This window comes from Sphingobium quisquiliarum P25, from assembly GCF_000445065.1.
Taxonomy (GTDB): Bacteria; Pseudomonadota; Alphaproteobacteria; order Sphingomonadales; family Sphingomonadaceae; genus Sphingobium; species Sphingobium quisquiliarum.
In genome coordinates, this window is the sequence record NZ_ATHO01000140.1 from 1 (window position 1) to 22,118 (window position 22,118).

Consider the following 22,118-nt stretch of genomic DNA (forward strand, 5'->3'; position numbering starts at 1 on the left):
GTAAACGGCGGCCGTAACTATAACGGTCCTAAGGTAGCGAAATTCCTTGTCGGGTAAGTTCCGACCTGCACGAATGGCGTAACGACTTCCCCACTGTCTCCAGGATATGCTCAGCGAAATTGAATTCTCCGTGAAGATGCGGAGTACCCGCGGTTAGACGGAAAGACCCCGTGCACCTTTACTGCAGCTTCAGAGTGGCATTAGGAAAGAACTGTGTAGCATAGGTGGGAGGCTTTGAAGCGGTGACGCCAGTTGCCGTGGAGCCATAGGTGAAATACCACCCTGTTGTTTTCTGATGTCTAACCTCGCACCGTTATCCGGTGCAGGGACCCTCTGTGGCGGGTAGTTTGACTGGGGCGGTCGCCTCCTAAAGAGTAACGGAGGCGCGCGATGGTGGGCTCAGGACGGTTGGAAACCGTCTGTTAGAGTGCAATGGCATAAGCCCGCCTGACTGCGAGACTGACAAGTCGAGCAGAGACGAAAGTCGGTCATAGTGATCCGGTGGTCCCTCGTGGAAGGGCCATCGCTCAACGGATAAAAGGTACGCCGGGGATAACAGGCTGATGATTCCCAAGAGCTCATATCGACGGAATCGTTTGGCACCTCGATGTCGGCTCATCACATCCTGGGGCTGGAGCAGGTCCCAAGGGTTTGGCTGTTCGCCAATTAAAGTGGTACGTGAGCTGGGTTCAGAACGTCGCGAGACAGTTTGGTCCCTATCTGCCGTGGGCGTCGAAATTTGAGAGGAGTTGACCCTAGTACGAGAGGACCGGGTTGAACATACCTCTGGTGTACCTGTCGTCGTGCCAACGGCGCAGCAGGGTAGCTATGTATGGACGGGATAACCGCTGAAAGCATCTAAGCGGGAAGCCTCCCTCAAGATAAGATTTCTTCGAGCGGTCGTAGACCACGACCTTGATAGGCTGGATGTGGAAGTGCGGTAACGCATGGAGCTAACCAGTCCTAATCGCTCTGATCGCGCTTGAATGCTTCGATAAGAAGCGAGTCCCACCATCAATGACAGTGCTGGCAACAGCGAAGTGTCAGCGATGTGGTGATCACCTCAAGCCAGATAACTCAACGCCAATAAAGTGCACGGCATCGATTATAACCCAAAGCGCAAGCTTCATTGCTTGGTGACCATAGCGTCTGTGACCCACCCGATCCCATCCCGAACTCGGCCGTGAAACCAGTCTGCGCCGATGGTACTGTGGCTCAAGCCCCGGAAGAGTAGGGCGTCGCCAGGCATTGAAGCTCGCGCTTTGGAATAACAAACCCATTCACACCTCTTCAGGCCCAAGCCAACGGGCCAAAGGCCCGCAAGGCCAACTGGCCGCCCGAGCTTATGCAAGGATAGCCAAGGCTGCCGATGCAGCCGCAGGCGCTTGAGGAAAACAAAAGTGTCGCGGGATGGAGCAGCCCGGTAGCTCGTCAGGCTCATAACCTGAAGGTCGTAGGTTCAAATCCTACTCCCGCAACCAAAACAAGGTCACACGAAAGCCCCAGCGCCCATGCGCTGAGGCTTTCGTGCGTTCGGGCCCCTGCCGCTTCCGCCAGCAGCAGCAGTCTCAGCAAGCTCAATCATCCTGAACAGATCGCCGTGCAGTTCCAGCGGACGATGGCTGCCGCCTCGGCCGTGCCCCGATGGACGACCATCGTCTCGATCAGCCTGCGGATTGCTTTGCGCGAGGCGCTGGCGTCTCACGTTGCCCAATGCTGCTCCATCTCGGCGATGGCATGCGATACACCGCTTCGTAATTGACGGGGAGGCGGATCACTCCGCGTTGCGAGTATAGGCAACGGCAATCAACGTTCGAAGCTGCTGGGGACGAGGTTCATTCACGGCACTCATCCCACCGCGATCATCGAAATCTGGCGGCCGTAGCTGCTTTCCCCGCGATGGCAGGAGCGGCGGTAGCTATAAAAGCGGTGGGGCTGGCTGTAGGTGTCCTCGTCCAACAACTCGACCCGCTCGAGCCCAGCGTCCGCAAGCCGTGCGGCGACATAGGCGGCAATGTCGAACTGGCAGTGGCCTTCCCGCCCCGCGCTGAAGAAGCGCGCATTTCCGCCATCCTGATCTTCGAAGGTCCGAGCAAAGTCCAATGTCACTTCATAAGATGCGCGCCCGATACAGGGCCCTATAGCGGCGCGAATTCGCCCGGCCCTCGCCCCCAGCGCCTCCATCGCCTCGACGGTCCGGTCAGTGACGCCGTTGAGCGCTCCTTTCCAGCCCGCATGTGCCGCGCCTACCACTCCGGCCTCGGGATCGGCGAGCAGCACGGGTACGCAATCCGCCGTCAATATGCCCAATATCAGCCCTGGACGGTCAGTTACCATCGCATCGGCGGCCGGGCGATCGGCTTCAGGAATCGGCGCCGTGACGGTCACAACATCGGGGGAGTGAACCTGACGCACCGTCACCAGCTGAGCGCCGGGGAGGAGAGCGTCGCGCGCCAGCTCGCGGTTGCGCAAGATGGCGTCCCGCTCATCCTCTGATCCCAGGCCGACATTCAGACCGGCATGAATTCCGCCAGACACACCCCCTTGGCGGCCCGCGAAACCATGGGGCACATCGCCAAGGGACGCCGCCCGCAGCAGTTCGATCATCATTGGCTTCCTTATTCTGTGTCGGCGTTGCGCAACATACTTGCGCGCGCTCGATTAGGCGATAGTCTCATGATCATAGAAAAGAGGAGAGCGGCCACCTGGCCGCCCCCGGGCAAGGCATCGAGACAAAGGGCTCCATTCATGATCTTCGGGCGCATCAAGCCGCTGGACGCCATATTGGCAACAGCCGAAAAGAAATCCCTCGTCCGCACATTGGGGCCGGTCCAACTGACGCTGCTGGGCGTCGGCGCGATCATCGGCACCGGCATTTTCGTGCTGACCGCCGCCGCCGCGCAAAAGGCGGGGCCGGGCATGATGTGGAGCTTCGTCATAGCGGGCGCGGTCTGCGCCTTCGCGGCGCTCTGCTATTCCGAAATCGCGTCGATGGTGCCGGTCTCCGGCTCGGCCTATACCTATACCTATGCCGTGGTCGGCGAATTGCTGGCCTGGATGGTCGGATGGGCGCTGATACTGGAATATGCCGTCGCCGCCAGCGCCGTTTCGGTGGGGTGGTCAGGCTATTTCATGGGCCTCATGAAAAGCCTTACCGGGCTAGAATTACCACAGGCTTTGTCTGCGGGGCCCGTCTGGACGATGAATGGCCTGATCCCCCATGCCGACTTCACGCATGGCATGATCAATATCCCGGCCATCGTCGTTGCGCTGGCAGTGACCGCGTTGCTGGTGATCGGCACCACGGAAAGCGCCCGCGTCAATGCGGTTCTGGTGGCGATCAAGGTGACGGCGCTCACCGCCTTCATCCTCCTGACGCTGCCCGCGCTCGACACCGGCAATTTCTCGCCCTTCGCGCCCAACGGATGGTTCGGCCCCGAAGGGACCAGCGGCATGGGCATCGTGGGCGCGGCGGCGTCCATCTTCTTCGCCTATGTCGGGTTCGACGCTGTTTCGACGGCGGCTGAGGAAACCAAGAACCCGCAGCGAAACGTGCCGATCGGCCTGATCGGCAGCCTCGCGCTCTGCACCATCTTCTATCTACTGGTCGCCGCCGGGGCGATCGGGGCCATTGGCGCCCAGCCGGTGCTTGGGCCCGATGGTTCGGTGGTCGCGCCTGGATCGCAGGGCTTTGCCGCCGCCTGCGCCACCGCGGCCCATGCCAATGATCTGGTCTGTTCGAACGAGGCGCTGGCCCATGTGCTGCGGTCGATCAACTGGACGGTCGTTGGCAACGCCTTGGGCCTCGCCGCCAATCTGGCGCTGCCTTCGGTCATCCTGATGATGATGTTCGGCCAGACGCGCATCTTCTTCGTCATGGCGCGTGACGGGCTGCTGCCCGAAAAGCTCGCGAGCATCCATCCCCGCTTCAAGACGCCGCATGTCGTGACGATGGTGACCGGGGTCTTTGTCGCGATCGCCGCCGCCCTGCTGCCCGTGGGGCAACTGGCCGACATTTCCAATTCCGGCACGCTCTTTGCCTTCTTCATGGTGTCGATCGCCGTCATGGTCCTGCGGGTCAGGGACCCCCATCGCGCGCGTCCATTCAGGACGCCCTTCATCTGGCTGATCGCGCCGGCGGCAGGCTTCGGGTGCGTGTTCCTGTTCTTTAACCTGCCGGTCGACGCGCAACTGGTGCTGCCGGTCTGGGGCGGCTTGGGGCTGCTGCTCTATTTCCTCTATGGCCATCGCAAGAGCCATGTGGCGCGGGGGCTGATCGAAACGCATGAGCAGGACAGCGGCATTCCGCCGCAGCCGGTGCCGCCGATGCCCGGCGCGCCGACGCCAGGCGGGCGTGACGCCTGAAGGATGAGGAAAGGGGGGAGCGCTGTCTCCCCCCTTTTTTTCTCCCCCCTTTTTTTGTCAGCGAACCGCGCCGATCTCCGGTTCGCGCAACTCACCAAGATGGGGGCGGGTGAACAGCTTCCCGCGTTCCGCCCAAAGGATGACCATTAGGGACAATATGCCGAAGCTCAGCATGCCGACTGTCAGCGGCAGGGTCGATCCGTCGAAGGACAGGCCGACCAGGCTGCCGAGCGCGCTGGAGACAGCGGTCGTCAGGAAGGACTGAAAGGACGAGGCCGCGCCCGCTCCCCTGGAGAAGGGCTCCATGGAAATGGAGCTGAAATTGGAAGCGGTGAACGACACCATCAGCATGGTCACGGACTGAAGGATGAGGAAGCTGACCAGCGTCTCAAGGCCCGTCAATATGACAATCACATGCACGATATTCGTGAGGATCAGGCCCAGCAGCGCGCCCTGGCTCAGCCGCCGCGCGCCGAAGCGCGAGACGAGGCGGCTGTTCACCAGACTGCCGATCCCCATGCTGCCCGCCATCGCCGCGAAGGCGAAGGGGAAGATGGCCTGCGCGTCGAACACGTCGAAGAAAATCTGCTGGATGGAGAGGATGAAGCCGATCAGCCCACTCATCGCCACGCCGCTGGCCAGCATATAGCCGATCGAACTGCGGGTGGTGACGATCAGCTTTACTGTACGCAGCAAGGACGAAATGCTGATGGGGATGCGATTTTCGCGCGCCAATGTTTCAGGCAGGCGGATCAGCATCCACAGCAGGATCAGCGTCGTCAGGATGGACAATATCCAGAAGATCCAGCGCCACGGCGCTATCCACAGGATCGCTTGCCCGAAGGCGGGCGCGATGACCGGGATCAGCATGAAGACGGCGAAGATCAACGACATGACGCGCGCCATGGCGTCGCCGCGGAACCGGTCGCGGATGATGCTGACGGCGATCACCCTGCTGGAGCCCGCGAAAAAGCCCGCCATCGCGCGCCCGGTGAGCATCATGGCGAAGCTCTGCGCGCTGGCGCAAACGACCGAGGACAGGATGAACAGCGCCATCGCGCTGCCCAGCACCTTCTTGCGGCCAAAACGGTCGGACAGCACGCCGAACAGCAGCGACCCGATACCCAGCCCCATGAAATAGACGCTGATGATCAGCTGCCGGTCATTGGGTTGCGCGATGCCAAGGTCCCGGCCGATGTCCGGCAGGGCAGGCAGCATCGGGTCGATCGACAGGGCATTCATCGCGATCAGGCAGGCGGAAAGGAGAACGAACTCGCGAAACGGTATGTCCTTTTTCGGCCGGACCGGCGCTGTGATTTCCGGGGAAGCGGTCATGCGGCTGGCTATGGGGATAATCCCCCGCATGCGCCACCCCTTGATCGGAATTTCAGCGCATTAACCCTGCTGCTCCAAGCCTGCCCGCGCGCGCCGCCGCATTTCCAAAAGCCGCGTTAACTATTTTTTATCACGGTCCGTCCATTTTGCCCCTCGTGGAGAACCATGCAGTCGAAATCCATGAGGGGGATTCGGTAATGGCGAACAGTCTGAAAAGTGCGCAATTTCTGATCGAAAGCCGCAGGTCGAACCCGGCGTTCGAATCGGCGGAAGTCTGTTTCGAACTGGGTGTCGCCTATAGCTGCGGCACCGGCGACCTGCCCGTCGATCTGGTGGAGGCGCATAAATGGTTCAACCTCGCCGCCTTGCAGGGCAGCGAAGAGGCCCAGGCGATGCGCGCCGAGATTGCGGAGGAAATGACGGCGCGGGAAATCGCCGAGGCGCAACGCCAGGCGCGTGCCATGATCGCCACGGCGCAGCTCCGCGCCGCCTAGAAGCTCAGCCGGGCTTGCGGAACGGCGCGCGCTCGGACAGCCAGGCGCGATCGCGTTCCACGCTGGCCCGTTCCTCCGCCAGAAAATCGGCCACGGCCCGGCGGAAAGAGGGATTGGGCAGATAGTGAGCGGAATAGGTCGGTTCGGGCGCATAGCCGCGCGCCAGTTTATGACCGCCCTGCGCTCCAGCCTCGACACGCGACAGGCCCCGCGCGATGGCGGCATCGATCGCCTGATAATAGCATAGCTCGAAATGCAGGTTGGGGACGTCTTCGGTACAGCCCCAGTAGCGGCCGTAGAGCGCATCTTCGCCGATCAGGTTCAGCGCGCCCGCGATGGACCGGCCCTGCCTCTGCGCCAGCACCAGCAGAACGCGATCCGGCATGCTTTCGCCCAGCAGGGAGAAGAAGGCACGGGTAAGATAGGGCCGCCCCCATTTGCGCGCCCCCGTATTCTGATAGAAGCGCCAGAAATCGTCCCAATGTTCCTCGCGCAGGCCAGCCCCGGTCAGGTGGACAATGTCGAGCCCCTCGACCGCTCGCGCCCGTTCCTTGCGGATATTCTTCCGCTTCGCGCTGGACAGGCTGGTGAGGAAATCATCGAAATCGCGATAGCCTTTGTTGGTGAAGTGAAACTGGATGTCCTCCCGGATCAACCAGCCCGCCGCTTCGAACAGCGCAAGCTGCGCCGGTTCGATGAAGGTCGCGTGCGCCGATGAGAGCGTATTGCGGTCGACCACCGTTTCGATCCCCGCGATCAACGCGGGGGCGAGCAAAGGATCGCGCAGCAGCAGGCGAGGGCCTGGTACGGGCGAAAAGGGCGCGCAAAGCTGAATCTTGGGATAATAGCGTCCCCCGGCGCGCTCCCACGCATCGGCCCAGCCATGGTCGAACACATATTCGCCCTGGCTATGCGTCTTGCCATATAGCGGCGCTGCTGCGGCGATCCGCCCGTCAGCGCCATCGATCAGCAGCGGCAGCGGCTGCCACCCCGTGCCGGGGCCGACGCTGCCCGATTTTTCCAGCGCTGCCAAAAAGTCCCAGCTCATGAAGGGATTGGCGGTGCCAGCGCACGCGTCCCATTGGTCGCGCGGCAGTTCCGCGATGCCGCTCGCGACCCTGGCCACGCACTCAGTCACCCGCGGCCTCGAAAATGATCTGGTTGGCATGGCGCGCGGCGCGCGCGCGATCATCATCCGTGCGCACGGTCCAGGTCAGCACCGGCAGCCCTTCATCGCGGGCACGGGTGGAAAGGGGGGAAGGCAGGTCGCGAATATCACAGGCCACAAAATCGGGTTGGGCAAGCCAAAGCGCAAGTCCGCGCCGGGCCTGCGCGCGCCAGCCTTGAGCCCCTTGCTCCGTCACGACCAGCCCGCGCGCCATCCGGGGCATGCGCCGGGCAAACCAGCGCATGGCGATCGGGTTGAAGGACATGACCGCCGCCTTCGCGCCGCTGTGCCGGGCCAGATCGCGCGCGACCGCTTCACAGACCGGGCCGGCATGCCGCCCCATCACCTTGATTTCGATCAGCAGCGGCACCTCCGTCCCGCACAGCGCGAGCAAGGCGTCGAGCCGTGGGATGGTTCCGCCGTCACGCAGCGTCATCTGATCAAGCCGCGCGGCGGTCCATGCGGACAGCTCGCCTTCCACGCCGGTCATGCGCGACAGCGCCGCATCGTGGAAAACCATGGCCACGCCGTCCCGGCTCAGCCGCACATCGCATTCGATGCCATGCCCCGCAGCGATCGCCGCGCGGAAAGCCGCCATGCCGTTTTCACTGACCCCCGGCCCATGCAGCCCGCGATGGGCAAAGGGCCGTTCGGTCAGGAAGGCGATTCGATCAGGCAGCGGGCCGGACAAGGACCACAGCGTCGATTTCGACCGCAGCGCCCAGCGGCAGGACGGGGACGCCCACCGCACTGCGCGCATGCTTGCCCGCTTCGCCGAATATTTCGACCATCAGTTCCGACGCGCCGTTGGCGACCTTGGGCTGGTCGGTGAAGCCGGGCGCGCTGCTGATGAACGCGCCCAGCTTTACGATCCGTTCGACGCGATCCAGGCTGCCGAGCGCCGCCTTCATCTGCGCGATGAGGTTGAGGCCGCAGGCGCGCGCCGCCTTGACGCCAAAGTCGAGGTCGCGGTCCTCACCCAGACGGCCAGTCATCAACTGCCCTTCGGACAGCGAGATCTGCCCGGAAATATGCAGCAGCCCGTTCGCTTCGACAGTGGCGACATAGGCGGCGACAGGCGCGGCGGCTTCGGGAAGGGTGATATTCAGTTCGGCAAGCCGGGCTTCAACGCTCATGCAGGGCTCCATCGGATGGCGGGGTGTCGGAAGGAGCGGGGCCTTGGGCCAGCCGCTCGGCGATCCATTGTTCGGCCGCATGCCAGTTGTCGATCCGCGCATGGGCAAGCGGCGCGGCGGCGATGGCGGGGGCCAGTTCGGGCTCGCCGACCATGTGCAGCCGCCAGACGTCCGGCGCATGCTGGGCCACGGAGGCATGATGTTCCGCCAGATCGTCGATGAAGAGAGCGGCGGAAGGTTTGCGGTCAGCGACGATGGCGGCGAGCGGCGGGCCCTTGCCTCCCTGGTTCCAGTGGACCGGATGATGCAGGCCGTGCGCGGCCAGTTGCTCGATTCGCAGCCCGTGATGACGCTCGCCGATATTGGTGAGCACGACGATGTCGGCGATGCGCGACAAGCGGCCAAGCGCCTCGATCGCGCCCGCGATCGGCCGTTGCCGGTGCATTTCCGTATCGAAGAAGCCGATGAGCAGCCGCCAGACCAGCTCGCGTTCAAGCGGCACGCCACTGTCCTTGTGGCGCAACGCTTCGACGAAGCCGGGCTCGCGCATGTCGAAATGGACATTGTGATGCTCGTCCAGCCACTGGCGGAACGGAACCACCATGTGCAGCAGCACTTCGTCGCAATCGGTGATGATGAGGGGACGGGTCATGAACGGAGCCTCGCTTTGACCCCGATCAACTGCGTGGGCGTCGTGCCGATCGATTCGGCGCAGGCGATCAGGTCGGGCTCATGATCGGCCAGGAAATCCAGCACTGCGCCCAGCACCGCCGGATTGCCGACGCCCGCGCGCAGGGCATCGGCGTCCAGCCCGGTGAGCGCCAGCAGGCGATCCGCCCGGCGCTCGTCGCTCAATGTCCAGGCGAGCGCCAGCAGCGCCAGCGTTCCTGCTTCCTGGGCATCGTCCTGGCTATCCTGCTTGCCTTCGGGGTCATGGGAACGCATGATGAATTCTCGGCGAGAGGCTGATGTATAAAAGCGCATATCCTGTGCGCATGATCGAAACGCGGGTGACTGGTGGCAAAGCGCGTGCTCGTTGTCGAGGACAACGAACTCAATCTCAAACTTTTTTGCGATCTGTTGCGCGCGCACGGGCATGAAGTGCTGCCCTTGCGCGATGGCCGCGATGTCGTGGCGCAGGCGCTGGAGTTTCGCCCGGACCTGGTGATCACCGACATCCACCTGCCGCATGTCAGCGGCCTTGACCTCATCATATCGTTGAAGCGCGATCCGCGCCTGTCGGCCGTGCCGGTCATGGCCGTCACCGCCTATGCCGGAAAGGGCGATGAAGACCGGATTCGCGGCGCGGGGGCGCAAGCCTATGTGTCAAAGCCGATTTCCGTGCTGCGCTTCATGGAGCAGGTGAACGCGCTGCTGTAACGTCCGGGCCAAGATCGTCATCGGACCGTCATGCGGCTTTCATCGCCGTGTCTCTGAAATGAAGTCCTGATTTCATCCGGCTCTGCCAACCCCCTTCGCCATGGGCGCCGCAAGCGGCGGACAGCCCGATTTGCAATAGGGGTAACAGCATGTCTCATCTGACCGACGAAGCGCGCGCGCCGTTTCGTGATGCCCAGCCGACGATCACGGCGGGCGACGATAGCCTGGAAGCCATTGTCGCGGCCAATCCGGGCCGCCGTTCCGTCCTGAAGAATGGCCTTCTGGGCCTGTCCATCCTGCCGATGCTCGGCGCGCTTGCCGCCTGTGACGACGATGATGACGATAATTCGGGATCGCCTTCGCCCACCCCCAGCCCGACACCCACTCCGGCGCCCGCGCCCAGCTATTCGATCGCGTTCGCCTCGGTTGCGGCCAATCAGAATGACACGGTCACCGTGCCCAACGGCTATACGGTCGACGTGCTGCTGAAGGCCGGCGATTCCGTCGAGGCGGGCACGCCCTATTCGGGCAGCTATCCGACGCCCGCCGACGCCGAAAAATGGGCAGGCGGCAATCATGACGGCATGGAATATTTCGAGCTGTCGGGCACCGACGCCAATCAGGGCGGGCTGCTGGCCATCAACCATGAGCTTGCCGACTACAACATCCTTTTTTCCGGCAGCTACGATGCCGCGACCGCCAGCGCGGATCAGAAGGCGCTGGCGCTTTCCGCCGTCGGCATCTCGGTCGTCGAAGTGGCCAAGGGCACGGACGGCAAATGGGCGGTGAAGGCGGGTTCGCGCTACAACAAGCGCTACACCGGCAACAGCAGTTACAAGGCGAGCGGTCCGGCTTCGGGCCTGCTGTCCAACACGATCAAGGGCATGCTGAACAACTGCTCGTCGGGCCGCACGCCCTGGGGCACCTACCTCACCTGCGAGGAAACCACCGACAATTATCTCGACCCCACGCAGCCTGAGAATAATTACGGCTGGGTCGTGGAAATCGATCCCTATCAGGAATTGGCGCAGCCGACCAAGCGCACGGCCCTCGGCCGCTTCGACCACGAAAATGTCGCGCACATGACCGACAGCAACAAGCGCGTTGCCTTCTACATGGGCGATGACAGCACACCCGGCTGCATCTACAAATTCGTGTGCGACCGTGCCTACAACTCCAGCAATCGCGCCGCCAATACCGATATGCTGGACCATGGCACGCTCTATGTCGCGCGCTTCAATGCGGACGGATCGGGCGAATGGCGGGCGCTGGTGCAGGGACAGAATGGCCTGCTGCCCGGCGCGTCGGACCCCGGCAATGTCAGCCAGAGCACGACACCGCCCACCCCTGCGATTGTCAACTTCAACACCGATGCCGATGTGCTGATCAACACCAAGTCGGCGGCGCGTGTTGCTGGCGGCACCGTGATGGACCGGCCCGAATGGCTGACCGTCGCGCCCGACAACAGCGCCGTCTACTGCACGCTCACCAACAATAGCAGCCGCCGGGTCGCCGACGCGGCCAATCCCCGCATCCGCAACCTTCACGGCCACATCATCAAGTTCAAGGAGAAGGACAATTCGCCGCTGGCGACGACCTTCACCTGGGAAATCTTCCTGCTGGCGGGCGATCCCGGCCTGTCCGCTGGCGGATCGAACCTGGTGGGCGACATCAAGGGCGATACCTTCTCCAGCCCCGATGGCATCCGCATCGACCCGCAGGGCCGCCTCTGGGTGCAGACCGACCATAGCGTTCCCGGCAATTCGGGTGTGACCGGCACGACCATCGACCAGGCTTTCGGCCACAATGCGATGTTCTATGTCGACCAGACCAGCAAGCAATCCAAGCGCTTCCTGGTCGGGCCGGAGGGCTGCGAGATCACCGGCATCGCCTATACGCCGGACCTCAAGACCTTCTTCGTCAACATCCAGCATCCCACGGGCAACTGGCCGGTCGCGGGGCAGCAGCCGCGCTCGTCGACTGTCGTCATCACCCGCAATGACGGCCAGCCGGTCGGCAACTGATCAGCCGGAGGAGGGGGCGCATGTCCCCTTCCTCCCTTCGCCGCGATGGCCGCCGGGCGGCCGCTCACCCTGCTCTCGGTCACGCTCGAACCGAGCGTCGCGGAACGTCCGGCATGAACAAGGAAAGGCCCGCTCCCACATGGGACGGGCCTTTTCGTTCAGCCGCTCAAAGGGACCCAGGCGGGCGAACCCGCCTTCGGATCACTTGATCTTGGCTTCCTTGAACTCGACATGCTTGCGCACGACCGGGTCATATTTACGGAAGCTCAGCTTCTCGGTCTTCGTGCGCGGATTCTTCTTGGTGACGTAGAAGAAGCCGGTGTCAGCCGAGCTGACGAGGCGAATCTTGACGGTTGCTGGCTTGGCCATGGCCCTGGTTCCTGGTCGTAATATCGTGAAAAAGAAAAGCGGCCCCCTCAATCTTTCGAAAAAGGGCCGCCCCGTTTCAGCAGCCGCCCATGGGGGAGATTCGGCGCCATGTCAAGACGAAGCCGCTGGCGGGCAAGCGCTGGGCTTAGACTTTACGCGGCCTTAACCTTCCCCAGGCATCCTGCATGGAAGACGCCAAGGGGACAGGGGAGAATTCTCCATGCGACATGATCCGATGCTGGCCATTCTTGCAGATCTGCTCGCGCGGGTCGACGGCCTTGCCGGGCAGCGGGGCCATTGGAGCGACCTGTGGCTGCGCGAGGAGCTTGACCAGATCCGCCATTTGTCACGCGCCTATCATATAGACAGCGTCGAAGGCCTGGCCTGCACGCTGCAATCGGCGCTGTCGTTGCAGGGCATGGGTCCGGTGGTGCTGTCCTATCTGGACCTGATGCGCGATGCGATCGCTGCCGAGCGTCCCGGCGGGGACGTCGTTCCGCTGCCGGTGGCGGCAAGACCGGCCGCCAGCGCCGGGCCCTCGATCGCGCTTTGACCTCTGATCGCCACTGATGGATGCGTTGCTGACCGCGCTGCTGGGGTGCCTGCTGGGCGGCATCGGCGACAAGAGCCAGCTTCTGGCGCTGATGCTGAGCGCCCGCTTCCGCAGCGACGGCGCGGTGATCGCGGGAGCGGCCCTGGCCGTAGCCGCGAACGCAGCGCTCGCCGCATTTGCCGGAGCCTTGATCGGCCCCATGCTCGGTTCGCAGGCGCGATTGCTGTTCCTGGCGCTCGCCCTGCTGATGCTGGGCGGCGGAATGCTGTGGCCGGTCAAGCAGCCCGATCCGCTGGCCGACTGGCCCACCGGGCCTTTCCTGACATCGGCGCTGGGGCTTTTCATCCTGGGCTTTGGCGATGGGCCGCAATTCCTGATCCTGGGCATCGCCGCCCGGACCGCTGATCCCGTGCTGGCGGGGCTGGGCGGAGCGCTGGGCATGATGGCGGCCCTGATTCCCGCGATATTGCTGCGTGACCAGCTGACCAGGGCCATTTCCCTGCGCGCCCTCCGCATTGGCGGAGCGGCCATCTTCCTGGCGTCAGGGCTGGGCGCGGCGGTGTCGGCACTTGGCCTGATCGACTGATCGATCCGCTTCATCAGACTAAGCGAGGATTTCAGGAGGAATTTCCGCTCTTGTCATGGCACCTTCTCGTGAGCAGATCATTATACGGCCGAAACCATTTGGACTCAGGAGCAAGGCATGACCGCACCCGATCTCAAAACCCCGACGGACCTGCGCAGCAACGCCACCAAGTCGGTAGCCGAAGCGCTGAACGGCGTGCTGGCGGACAGCTATGCGCTGTATTTCAAGACCAAGAATTTCCATTGGCACGTGTCCGGCCCGCATTTCCGCGACTATCATCTGATGTTCGACGAGCAGGCGGCGCAGATCCTGGCCACGACCGACGCCATTGCCGAACGCGTGCGCAAGACCGGCAACACGACGCTGCGGTCGATCGGCGACATATCCCGCCATCAATCGCTCAAGGACAATGACGCCGATTATGTGAGCCCCGGCGACATGCTGAACGAACTGCGCGAAGATAATCTGCGCCTTGTCGAATCGCTCCGCGCCGCGAAGGCCGCGGCGGCCGAGGCAGGCGACAATGCGACCGAAGGCATTGTCGACGACTGGACCGACGAAGCGGAGGAACGGGCCTGGTTCCTGTTCGAAGCGGGCAGGAACGCCTGACCGGCCGTTAAAATATTTTCACACGGAGGCGCGGAGGGCGTGGGGGTTGTTCTCTGCGGCCTCTGCGCCTTCAGTCCTGCTGGACGGCGCTGATCGCGATGATGTCGAGCATGCCGCCCCTGGGGCCGAACTCCACTTGCTCACCGGCTTCCGCATCCATCATCGCGCGGGCGAGGGGGGAGGAAAAACTGATCAGCCCCGCATTGGGGTCCGCCTCGTCATCGCCGACGATAGTGACCGTCTTTTCGGCGCCATTCTGCCGGTAGGTAACGCATGTGCCGAACGCCACCGTGCCCCCATCGGGCACCGGCCGCAGTTCCGCCGTCGCCAGCCGGGTGCGCCAGTAACGCAGTTCGCGCTTGAGCTTCTTCGCGTCCTCCTCGGACATCTCCCCGGTAAGGGCTGCCTCCAGCGCGTCCACCTTCTCCCGCGTCAGCCGCAGGCCGCGCGCCGTCACCCAATTGGGACCAAGTGGCAGCGGCAGTTCGAAGCTGGGTTCCAGATGCTCCTCGTCGCTCTCGCGGCGGAAGGCGACGCTCATGGCACTCTCCTGACAAAGGGTTGAGATTGGAAGCGCGCGAGCGGCTTTCAATCCTCGTCGAACAGCCCCGCAAGCTGCTCCACCATCGTGCCGCCCAATTGTTCGGCATCCATGATGGTCACGGCGCGGCGGTAATAGCGGGTGACGTCATGACCGATGCCGATCGCCACCAGTTGGACCGGCGACCGGGCCTCGATCCATTCGATCACCTGCCGCAAATGCCGCTCCAGATAGGTGCCGCTGTTCACCGACAAGGTGGAATCATCGACCGGCGCGCCGTCGGAAATCACCATCAGGATGCGGCGTTCCTCGTGCCGGGCGATCAGGCGGTTATGCGCCCATAGCAGCGCTTCGCCGTCGATATTCTCCTTCAGCAGCCCCTCGCGCATCATCAAGCCCAGATTCTTGCGCGCGCGCCGCCAGGGCTCGTCCGCCTTCTTGTAGATGATGTGGCGCAGATCATTGAGCCGCCCCGGCATGGGCGGACGGCCCGCCGCCAGCCAGTCTTCCCGGCTCTGCCCGCCCTTCCAGGCGCGGGTGGTGAAGCCCAGAATCTCCGTCTTGACGCCGCAGCGCTCCAGCGTGCGCGCCAATATGTCGGCGCTGATCGCAGCGATGCTGATCGGCCGCCCGCGCATCGATCCGCTATTGTCGATCAGCAGCGTCACGACCGTGTCGCGAAACTCCGTGTCGCGCTCCACCTTGTAGGACAGCGAACGGGTGGGATCGATGACGATCCGGGCGAGCCGCGCCGCATCCAGCAGCCCTTCCTCCTGATCGAAGTCCCATGACCGCGACTGCTGCGCCATCAGCCGCCGTTGCAGCCGGTTGGCGAGCTTGGTCACCGCGCCCTGAAGGCTGGTGAGCTGCTGGTCCAGAAAGCCGCGCAGCCGCAGCAGCTCATCCTCGTCGCACAGATCCTCCGCCGTGACGATCTCGTCATGCAACTGGGTATAGGGCTTGTAGTCGAAGCCGGGCGGCAGGTCGGACAGCGGCCGGTTGGGGCGGACCGGCATCATGCCCTCCTCGCCCATGTCGTCGGCGCCTTCGTCGCTGTCGGCGTCGAACTCCTCGCTATAGTCGGTGTCGCCTTCCTCCGTGTCGCCGCCGCTGTCGTCGGCGCGCGCTTCGGCGTTCATGTCGCTGTCGCCAGCCTGATCCTCGCCCGAATCGCCTTCGTCCGGCGCGTCCTCGTCATCCTCGCCCTGCTCGTCGGGTTCCGGCTCGTCCGGTTCGGGGGGCATGTCGGCTTCGACGAGTTGCAGATGCTCCAGCATCGCCTGCGCCATCTTCTGAAAGGCGCGCTGGTCGTCGATCGCGAGGCCCAGCGCGTCGAGGTCCGCACCGGCCTTGTCCTCGATCCATTGATCGACCATCGCCATGCCCGCGGCGGCTTCCTTGGGGATGGCCTGGCCCGTCAGCCGCTCGCGCACCTTGAGCGCGAGCGCCGTGGACAGCGGCACTTCGTCCGCCGACCGCGCGCGGCGCAGCGGGTCGGACTTGAGTTTCAGGTCCAGCGCATGATTGAGGTTGGCGCGCACCCCTTCCATCGCGCGCGATCCGATCGCTTCGACCCGCGCCTGCTCCACCGCGTCATAGACCGCCCGCGCCGTGGCGTCGGCGGGCGCGGCGCTGTTGTGCAGGCGGCTGTTGTGATGCCGCAGCCGCAGGGCGTTGGCGTCGGCAAAGCCGCGCGCCAGCGCCACCTGATCGGCGGGCAGGTTGCGGCCGGGCGTTGGCACCTTGATCGCCTTGCCCGCCATATGCGGCGCGTCGGCGGTGAAGCCCACCTCCACCTCCGCATCGCGCGCGATCGCCCGCGCCGTGCCGGACAGCACGTCCTTGAATGCGTCCAGGGGCGAACGTTCGGCCATGCCGTCAGGCCGCCCGGTGCGCCACGCTCTCCGGCAGGTCCTTGCCGAATACCCGCTGATAATATTCCGCCACCAGCGGCCGTTCCGCCTCGTCGCACTTGTTGAGGAAGGAAAGGCGGAAGGCGAAGCCGACATTCTTGAAGATCAGCGCGTTCTGCGCCCAGCTGATCACGGTGCGCGGGCTCATCACCGTAGAAATGTCGCCGTTGATGAAGCCCTGGCGGGTGAGTTCCGCCACCTTGATCATATTCTCAACTTCCTTGCGGCCGCCTTCATGATCATATTCGCCCGACTTGGCGAGGACGATCTGCGCTTCGGTCGCGGCGGGCAGATAGTTCAGCGTCACCACCAGGTTCCAGCGGTCCATCTGGCCCTGGTTAATCTGCTGCGTGCCGTGATAAAGGCCGGTGGTGTCGCCCAGGCCCACCGTATTGGCCGTGGCGAACAGGCGGAACCAGGGGTTCGGGCGGATGACGCGATTCTGGTCGAGCAGCGTCATCTTGCCGTCGGTTTCCAGCACGCGCTGGATCACGAACATCACGTCGGGGCGCCCCGCATCATATTCGTCGAAGACCAGCGCGACAGGCCGTTGCAACGCCCAGGGGAGCAGGCCTTCGCGGAATTCGGTGACCTGCTGACCTTCGCGCAGCACGATGGCGTCGCGGCCGACCAGGTCGATGCGGCTGATATGCGCGTCCAGGTTGATGCGGATGCACGGCCAGCGCAGGCGGGCGGCGACCTGTTCGATATGGCTCGACTTGCCTGTGCCGTGATAGCCCTGCACCATCACGCGGCGGTTGAAGGCGAAGCCCGCCAGGATCGCCAGCGTCGTGTCCGGGTCGAACACATAGGCGGGGTCCAGATCGGGCACGCGCTCGTCGGCTTCGGAAAAGGCCGGGATCTTGAGGTCGACATCCACCCCGAACACTTCCCGCGCGTCCACCTCGCGGTCGGGCGCGGCCAGCAGCGTTTCGGACCGGGTATCGGGCTGGACGTTGGGAATGTCGGTCATGCGCAGTCTTTCTGTATGGTCTTTCCAGCCCCTAACCGATCAGGGAAGGGCGTGTCGATAGAGTGGGGCTTCCTGATTTCCCGATCAAGCAGCCCCTTTTCACGAAATGGCCTTTGCGCGCGGTCAGGCGAAGGCCGCCGCCTTGCGCAGCAGGCCATAGGCCTCGATCACGCCTTGCAACGCGCTTTCATGGCTGCGGTCGCCGCCATTATGGTCGGGATGGTAGCGGCGCAGAAGTTCGGTATAACGCTGCCGCAGCGCCTTGCGATCCGCGTCGATGGGAAGGCACATCACCGACAGCGCCTTGCGGTCCTCGTTCGACAGGAACTTGCCGTCCTGCCGCATCTGATTGTCGGCGCGCGCCTTCGCCACCCGTTCCTTGAACTTGGCCCCGATCGCGTCGAGCGGGTCCTGAAAGTCCGACCAGCGCGGCGGCGGGCTGGCGGCGTTGGAGGAAAAGGCCCGCGTCTCCCTTTCCCACCCTGCATAGGGGCGCTGGGCGGCGGCGATCTCTTCCGGGCTCATGCCGGTGAAGAAATTATAACCCTGGTTGAAGGCGCGGACATGGTCCAGGCACAGCCAGCGCCAGCGCGGCCCTTCCTGGCTGGACCGGCTGCCTTCCAGCGGCGGCGCGCGGAATTCGCCTGGCTCCGGGCAGCCTTCGACCGCGCAGGGGCGGTCGCTTTCCACGCGGCCATGGAAACGGTTGAAACGGCGGGTCGAGAAAGGATCGCTGGCCAAGATTGTCCTGTGCAGGGTTCATGCAAAACCTCTATATAGGGGCCATGAGCACTCAACTGAAAGGCCCGGTGGCCACGGAAATTGAAGCGCGGCTGCGCGCCGCCCTGTCGCCCGAACATCTCGCCGTTCTCGACGACAGCGACAAGCATCGCGGCCATGCCGGTCATGACGGATCGGGCGAAAGTCACTTCACGGTGGAAATCGTGTCGGCCCAATTCGCAGGGCAGAGCCGTGTCGCCCGCCAGCGCATGGTGAACGCCGCGCTCGCCGAACTGCTGCGCGACAAGGTGCATGCCCTCGCGATCAAGGCGCGCGCGCCGGGCGAAACCTAAGGAGACGAAAGCGCGCCTCATGCGTTCACGCCCTGCTTGATGCGGGGCGAGGAGCGGCGCATGGCTTATGACTTCTGGTACTGGCCCTCCATTCCGGGCCGCGGCGAATTTGTCCGCCTGACCCTTGAGGCGTGCGCGATCCCCTATCGCGACCGCGCGCGGGAGGACGGCGCGGAGGCGCTGATCGCCGACATGGCCCGGCACGACGCCGGGCCCGCCTTCGCGCCGCCCTATATCGCCACCGACGGACGGACGATCGCGCAGACGGCCAATATTCTCTTCTACCTTGCCGAACGGCATGAATGCGGGCCTTCCGGTCTCAAGGCGCGCTATTGGCTGTTGCAGGTGCAGTTGACCATCATGGACATGGTGGCCGAAGCGCATGACGTGCACCATCCCCTGTCCTCCGCGCTCTATTATGAGGAGCAGAAGGCCGAAGCGCTGCGCGCCGCCCATGGCTTTCGTGATCAGCGCATTCCCAAATATCTGGCCTATTTCGACCATGCGCTCGCCAGCGAAGCGGGCGGATGGCTGGCTGGGGAGCGATGGAGCTATGCGGACCTGTCGTTTTTCCATCTGGTCGAAGGGCTGCGCTACGCGTTCCCGCTGCGCATGGCGACGCTGGCGGGACGCTATGCCCGGGTCGAGGATTTGCATGGGCGGGTTGCCGCGCTGCCCGAATTGCAGGATTATTTCGGCAGCAACCGGCGTCTTTCGTTCAACGATCAAGGCGTCTTCCGCCATTATCCCGAACTGGACGCCCCATGATCCTTGACGAACTCATCATCCAGACGATCACGCCCACCACGCATGATCTGGGCGACTTTCGTGTCCACAGGTCGCTGCCAGCGCGAGAGCGGACGATGGTGGGGCCCTTCATCTTCTTCGATCAGGCGGGCCCGGCGCGGATCGGGCCGGGGCAGGGCATCGACGTGCGGCCCCACCCGCACATCAACCTCGCCACCGTCACCTATATGTTCGAAGGCGCGTTCCTGCATCGCGATTCGCTGGGGACGGAGCAGCTGATCGAGCCGGGCGCGGTCAATCTGATGACGGCGGGCAGCGGCATCGTCCATTCCGAACGATCGCCCGACGCCGAGCGGGCGAAGCAATCCAAGCTTTCGGCGATCCAGACCTGGCTTGCCCTTCCCGACGGGCGGGAGGAGATGGAGCCCGCTTTCGAGCATGTGAGCGAGGGCGGCTTGCCCATGGTGGATTGCGGCCACGCCCGCGCGCGGGTGATCATGGGCACGCTATGGGGCGAAAGCGCGCCGGTCACGACCTATGCCGACACCATCTATGCCGATATCCAGCTATCGCCCGGCGGCAAGGTTCCGATCGACACCGATGCCGATGAGCGCGCAATCTATGTCGCGGGCGGCGACGCGGCGCTGGACGGCGTGGCTCTGCTGCCCCAGACCCTCTATGTCCTGCGCCCAGGCACGCGCGCCACGCTGATGAGCGTCGATGGCGGCAGGGTCATCTATTGCGGCGGGGAAGCCTTCAAAACGCCGCGCCATGTCTGGTGGAATTTCGTCTCATCGACCACCGAGCGCCTCTATCAGGCGCGCGAGGATTGGGAAGCGATGCGCTTCCCTCTGATCCCCGGCGACGATCAGGAATTCATCCCGATCCCGAAAGGCCGCCCCAAGACGGTGAGCTACCCTTAGCGCAACCTCACCAATGGGAATATGAGAACCATGCTCCTGCGCAGGCGGGAGCCCGGTTCCGATGCCTGCAAGAGCGCCCTCCAGGCGGCATTTTACCCGTTGATTAGGGCAGATCCGGCACAGCGCTTGACGGCATGCCGCCCTGCTTCCCCGGCAAAGCAGCTACTGAACGAAGGTCAGCGACAGATTCTCGGCATTTTTAGGGATATCGATCCGGCTTTCGTTGATCGACGCTTCCTCGCCGGGTTTCAGGCTGTTGCGATCCGCCTTCGTTGTCCAGCTGAACACCAGCCGGTTCTGCTGGTCGCGCAGTTGCACCAGCACCGGCGGCACCGGCAGCGTTTCCTTGCCGCTGTTCACGATCCGCGCGCCGAACGCGAAATATTCCTCGCCGGTCGGCAGCTTCCGGCGCTCGGCAGGCTTGGACAGGTAGAAAAGCAGGTCGGGATCGCCCTCTTCCGCCACAAGGCCAAGGTTGACGGCCCAACTCGGCGCGCCGAAATACCAGAGGCTGCCTCCCAGCACTCCCACGGCCAGGAAGAAGGCCACCGCTGCATAGGTCCATAATTTCAGGCGATTGCGGCGCGGCCGGGCAGGGGGCGCGGCTTCCTCCACCTCTTCCGGCGCGGCGCGGCCATAGATATCGTCGGTGCGATAATCGCGATAGGCAGCGGCCGCCGGAGCCCGCGCGGGCTCCTCCGCCACGGCCTGCGGCGCGGGCGTTCGAGCCGCGGAAGGTGCAGGGCGCGCCGGTTCCTCTGCCTCCGGTTCCACGGATGGCGGAGGAGAAACGCGGGGAGCGGCCGGACGCGGCGGAGACGGTGGTGGCGCGGCTGGCGGCGGCGCGTCCTCAACGGCCGGGACGGTGGCAGGCGCCATCTCCTCCCGCATGTCCAGCGCCGGTCCTTCCTGGAACCAGCTATGTTTGCAGGAGGCGCAGCGAACCTGGCGGCCATGGGGGCCGACGGCGCTGTCCGGCACAATATAGCGCGTGGCGCAATTGGGACACACCAGGATCATGACGCTTCATAGGCATGGCTTGGACTCGAGGGCAAGCAGCATCGTCAGCGGGCCGCGACATGCCGCGACTCGCCAGCCTGCGCGGCTTGGGCTTTACGGCTCCCTGCCCGCTGTGCCATGGCTGAACCCACGGGGAAGCAGGGAGCGCGCAGGCGCATTCATTGAACCATGTCGGCGATCGTCCAGTTCGAAAATGTCGGCCTGCGCTATGGTCTGGACAGCGAGACCCTGTCCGACGTCAGCTTCTCCCTGCACGGCGGCGGCTTCTACTTCCTTACCGGCGCATCGGGCGCGGGCAAGACGTCGCTGTTGAAGCTCCTTTACCTTGCGCAGCGGCCCAGCAGAGGCGTCATCCGCCTGTTCGGGGAGGATGTGGTGACGCTGCCCCGCAGCCGCCTGCCCGGCTTCCGCCGCCGCATCGGCGTCGTCTTCCAGGACTTCCGTCTGGTCCCGCATCTGTCCGCCTATGACAATATCGCGCTGCCCCTGCGCGTCGCCGGCATGGCGGAGGCGGAAACCCATGCGTCGGTGTCGGAAATGCTGAACTGGGTAGGGCTGGGCGACCGGGGCGAAGCACGTCCCGCGACCCTGTCGGGCGGAGAGCAGCAGCGCGTCGCCATCGCGCGCGCGGTCATCGCACGGCCTGAAATATTGGTGGCGGACGAGCCGACCGGCAACGTCGACGCTGATATGGCCCGCCGCCTGCTGACCCTGTTCGAAGCGCTCAACCGCCTTGGCACCACCATCGTCGTCGCCACCCACGACCTGCCGCTGATCGGTCAGGTGGAAGGCGCGCAGATGATGCGGCTGGACAAGGGGCGGCTGTCGGACCCGACCGGATTGCTGCGCTACCCGCCGCGCAGCCAAGCGGCGGCCGAATCATGACCGGCGCGGACCGCCGCGCCGCCG

The 22,118-nt window shown here is 64.2% G+C and carries 24 protein-coding genes, 1 tRNA gene and 2 rRNA genes; 14 read left to right on the forward strand and 13 right to left on the reverse strand.

What is annotated here, in order from left to right; all coding sequences use genetic code 11:
• From L288_RS36780 to L288_RS36790, 3 genes are all read left to right on the forward strand, one after another.
• Positions 1-986 (forward strand): 23S ribosomal RNA (locus L288_RS36780); the annotation flags it as partial.
• Between the two features lie 146 nt (positions 987-1,132).
• Positions 1,133-1,247: ribosomal RNA gene (gene rrf, locus L288_RS36785) — 5S ribosomal RNA — on the forward strand.
• 157 nt (positions 1,248-1,404) lie between these two features.
• A tRNA-Met gene (locus L288_RS36790) sits at positions 1,405-1,481 on the forward strand.
• 367 nt (positions 1,482-1,848) lie between these two features.
• Here the strand turns inward: L288_RS36790 and pgeF are convergent.
• The gene (pgeF, locus tag L288_RS36795; RefSeq protein WP_031304655.1) at positions 1,849-2,607 is read right to left on the reverse strand and encodes a peptidoglycan editing factor PgeF; all 759 of its coding nucleotides are present in this window, start codon (positions 2,605-2,607) and stop codon (positions 1,849-1,851) included.
• 141 nt (positions 2,608-2,748) lie between these two features.
• Here pgeF and L288_RS36800 point away from each other — a divergent pair, with 141 nt between their 5' ends.
• Positions 2,749-4,365 carry an amino acid permease gene (locus tag L288_RS36800; protein ID WP_021239139.1) on the forward strand — a complete coding sequence of 539 codons (1,617 nt, stop codon included), beginning with the start codon at positions 2,749-2,751 and terminating at the stop codon, positions 4,363-4,365.
• Between the two features lie 57 nt (positions 4,366-4,422).
• Here L288_RS36800 and L288_RS36805 read toward each other — a convergent pair whose 3' ends face one another.
• On the reverse strand, positions 4,423-5,700 hold the full coding sequence (locus tag L288_RS36805; protein ID WP_031304656.1) for a multidrug effflux MFS transporter: 1,278 nt from the start codon (positions 5,698-5,700) through the stop codon (positions 4,423-4,425).
• Between the two features lie 197 nt (positions 5,701-5,897).
• On the opposite strand from L288_RS36805, the gene L288_RS36810 reads away from it, so the two are divergent.
• The gene (locus L288_RS36810) at positions 5,898-6,194 is read left to right on the forward strand and encodes an SEL1-like repeat protein (RefSeq protein ID WP_021239141.1); all 297 of its coding nucleotides are present in this window, start codon (positions 5,898-5,900) and stop codon (positions 6,192-6,194) included.
• 4 nt (positions 6,195-6,198) lie between these two features.
• Here the strand turns inward: L288_RS36810 and L288_RS36815 are convergent, their stop codons facing one another.
• From L288_RS36815 to L288_RS36835, 5 genes are read right to left on the reverse strand one after another with little or no spacing between them, the layout of a single operon-like run.
• Positions 6,199-7,332, reverse strand: coding sequence for a GNAT family N-acetyltransferase (locus L288_RS36815; protein WP_031304657.1), 1,134 nt, complete (start codon positions 7,330-7,332; stop codon positions 6,199-6,201).
• Positions 7,325-8,020, reverse strand: coding sequence for a glycerophosphodiester phosphodiesterase family protein (locus L288_RS36820; RefSeq protein ID WP_269077986.1), 696 nt, complete (start codon positions 8,018-8,020; stop codon positions 7,325-7,327). The genes L288_RS36815 and L288_RS36820 overlap by 8 nt, the downstream gene beginning before the upstream one ends.
• Before the next feature lie 13 nt (positions 8,021-8,033).
• A complete protein-coding gene (locus L288_RS36825; RefSeq protein ID WP_021239144.1) occupies positions 8,034-8,498 on the reverse strand; it encodes a RidA family protein in 465 nt (154 codons plus the stop codon).
• On the reverse strand, positions 8,488-9,150 hold the full coding sequence (locus L288_RS36830) for a hypothetical protein (RefSeq protein WP_021239145.1): 663 nt from the start codon (positions 9,148-9,150) through the stop codon (positions 8,488-8,490). The genes L288_RS36825 and L288_RS36830 overlap by 11 nt, the downstream gene beginning before the upstream one ends.
• On the reverse strand, positions 9,147-9,443 hold the full coding sequence (locus tag L288_RS36835) for a DUF3572 domain-containing protein (protein WP_030540777.1): 297 nt from the start codon (positions 9,441-9,443) through the stop codon (positions 9,147-9,149). Before L288_RS36835 ends, L288_RS36830 begins: the two co-directional genes overlap by 4 nt.
• A 72-nt stretch (positions 9,444-9,515) precedes the next feature.
• Here L288_RS36835 and L288_RS36840 point away from each other — a divergent pair, with 72 nt between their 5' ends.
• Positions 9,516-9,878 (forward strand): response regulator, encoded by a 363-nt coding sequence (locus tag L288_RS36840; protein WP_021239147.1) that lies wholly within the window; start codon positions 9,516-9,518, stop codon positions 9,876-9,878.
• Between the two features lie 149 nt (positions 9,879-10,027).
• Positions 10,028-11,902 (forward strand): PhoX family protein, encoded by a 1,875-nt coding sequence (locus L288_RS36845; protein ID WP_021239148.1) that lies wholly within the window; start codon positions 10,028-10,030, stop codon positions 11,900-11,902.
• 201 nt (positions 11,903-12,103) lie between these two features.
• Here the strand turns inward: L288_RS36845 and rpmG are convergent, their stop codons facing one another.
• Positions 12,104-12,271, reverse strand: a complete 168-nt coding sequence (gene rpmG, locus L288_RS36850; RefSeq protein WP_007687342.1) for a 50S ribosomal protein L33 — start codon at positions 12,269-12,271, stop codon at positions 12,104-12,106.
• A gap of 220 nt (positions 12,272-12,491) precedes the next feature.
• On the opposite strand from rpmG, the gene L288_RS36855 reads away from it, so the two are divergent.
• The 3 genes from L288_RS36855 to L288_RS36865 all read left to right on the forward strand — a co-directional run bounded on the left by L288_RS36855 (position 12,492) and on the right by L288_RS36865 (position 14,019).
• Positions 12,492-12,824 carry a hypothetical protein gene (locus tag L288_RS36855; RefSeq protein WP_031304659.1) on the forward strand — a complete coding sequence of 111 codons (333 nt, stop codon included), beginning with the start codon at positions 12,492-12,494 and terminating at the stop codon, positions 12,822-12,824.
• Positions 12,825-12,840: 16 nt separating this feature from the next.
• Positions 12,841-13,410, forward strand: coding sequence for a TMEM165/GDT1 family protein (locus L288_RS36860; protein ID WP_021239150.1), 570 nt, complete (start codon positions 12,841-12,843; stop codon positions 13,408-13,410).
• A 117-nt stretch (positions 13,411-13,527) separates the two neighbouring features.
• Positions 13,528-14,019 carry a Dps family protein gene (locus L288_RS36865; RefSeq protein ID WP_021239151.1) on the forward strand — a complete coding sequence of 164 codons (492 nt, stop codon included), beginning with the start codon at positions 13,528-13,530 and terminating at the stop codon, positions 14,017-14,019.
• A gap of 70 nt (positions 14,020-14,089) precedes the next feature.
• On the opposite strand, the gene L288_RS36870 is transcribed toward L288_RS36865, so the two are convergent.
• The 4 genes from L288_RS36870 to L288_RS36885 form a co-directional block, all read right to left on the reverse strand.
• Entirely contained in the window at positions 14,090-14,560 is a 471-nt protein-coding gene (locus L288_RS36870; RefSeq protein ID WP_021239152.1) for a GreA/GreB family elongation factor, read from the reverse strand.
• A gap of 47 nt (positions 14,561-14,607) precedes the next feature.
• Positions 14,608-16,434 carry a cobaltochelatase subunit CobT gene (gene cobT, locus L288_RS36875; RefSeq protein ID WP_021239153.1) on the reverse strand — a complete coding sequence of 609 codons (1,827 nt, stop codon included), beginning with the start codon at positions 16,432-16,434 and terminating at the stop codon, positions 14,608-14,610.
• Between the two features lie 4 nt (positions 16,435-16,438).
• Complete coding sequence (gene cobS / locus L288_RS36880; protein WP_021239154.1) at positions 16,439-17,446, reverse strand: cobaltochelatase subunit CobS; 1,008 nt, start codon at positions 17,444-17,446, stop codon at positions 16,439-16,441.
• Positions 17,447-17,569: 123 nt separating this feature from the next.
• On the reverse strand, positions 17,570-18,187 hold the full coding sequence (locus tag L288_RS36885) for a DnaJ domain-containing protein (protein WP_021239155.1): 618 nt from the start codon (positions 18,185-18,187) through the stop codon (positions 17,570-17,572).
• Positions 18,188-18,231: 44 nt separating this feature from the next.
• Between L288_RS36885 and L288_RS36890 the strand changes: the two genes are divergently transcribed.
• Genes L288_RS36890 through L288_RS36900 form a run of 3 tightly spaced genes read left to right on the forward strand, consistent with a single transcriptional unit; the run spans position 18,232 to position 20,189 of the window.
• Positions 18,232-18,519 carry a BolA family protein gene (locus tag L288_RS36890; protein WP_031304660.1) on the forward strand — a complete coding sequence of 96 codons (288 nt, stop codon included), beginning with the start codon at positions 18,232-18,234 and terminating at the stop codon, positions 18,517-18,519.
• A 60-nt stretch (positions 18,520-18,579) separates the two neighbouring features.
• Positions 18,580-19,287, forward strand: coding sequence for a glutathione S-transferase (locus L288_RS36895; RefSeq protein ID WP_031304661.1), 708 nt, complete (start codon positions 18,580-18,582; stop codon positions 19,285-19,287).
• A complete protein-coding gene (locus L288_RS36900) occupies positions 19,284-20,189 on the forward strand; it encodes a pirin family protein (RefSeq protein WP_021239158.1) in 906 nt (301 codons plus the stop codon). The genes L288_RS36895 and L288_RS36900 overlap by 4 nt, the downstream gene beginning before the upstream one ends.
• 162 nt (positions 20,190-20,351) lie before the next feature.
• Here the strand turns inward: L288_RS36900 and L288_RS0121970 are convergent, their stop codons facing one another.
• Positions 20,352-21,209, reverse strand: coding sequence for an MJ0042-type zinc finger domain-containing protein (locus L288_RS0121970; RefSeq protein WP_031304662.1), 858 nt, complete (start codon positions 21,207-21,209; stop codon positions 20,352-20,354).
• Between the two features lie 168 nt (positions 21,210-21,377).
• On the opposite strand from L288_RS0121970, the gene ftsE reads away from it, so the two are divergent.
• A complete protein-coding gene (ftsE, locus tag L288_RS36905) occupies positions 21,378-22,094 on the forward strand; it encodes a cell division ATP-binding protein FtsE (RefSeq protein ID WP_021239160.1) in 717 nt (238 codons plus the stop codon).
• Positions 22,095-22,118 lie beyond the last annotated feature (24 nt).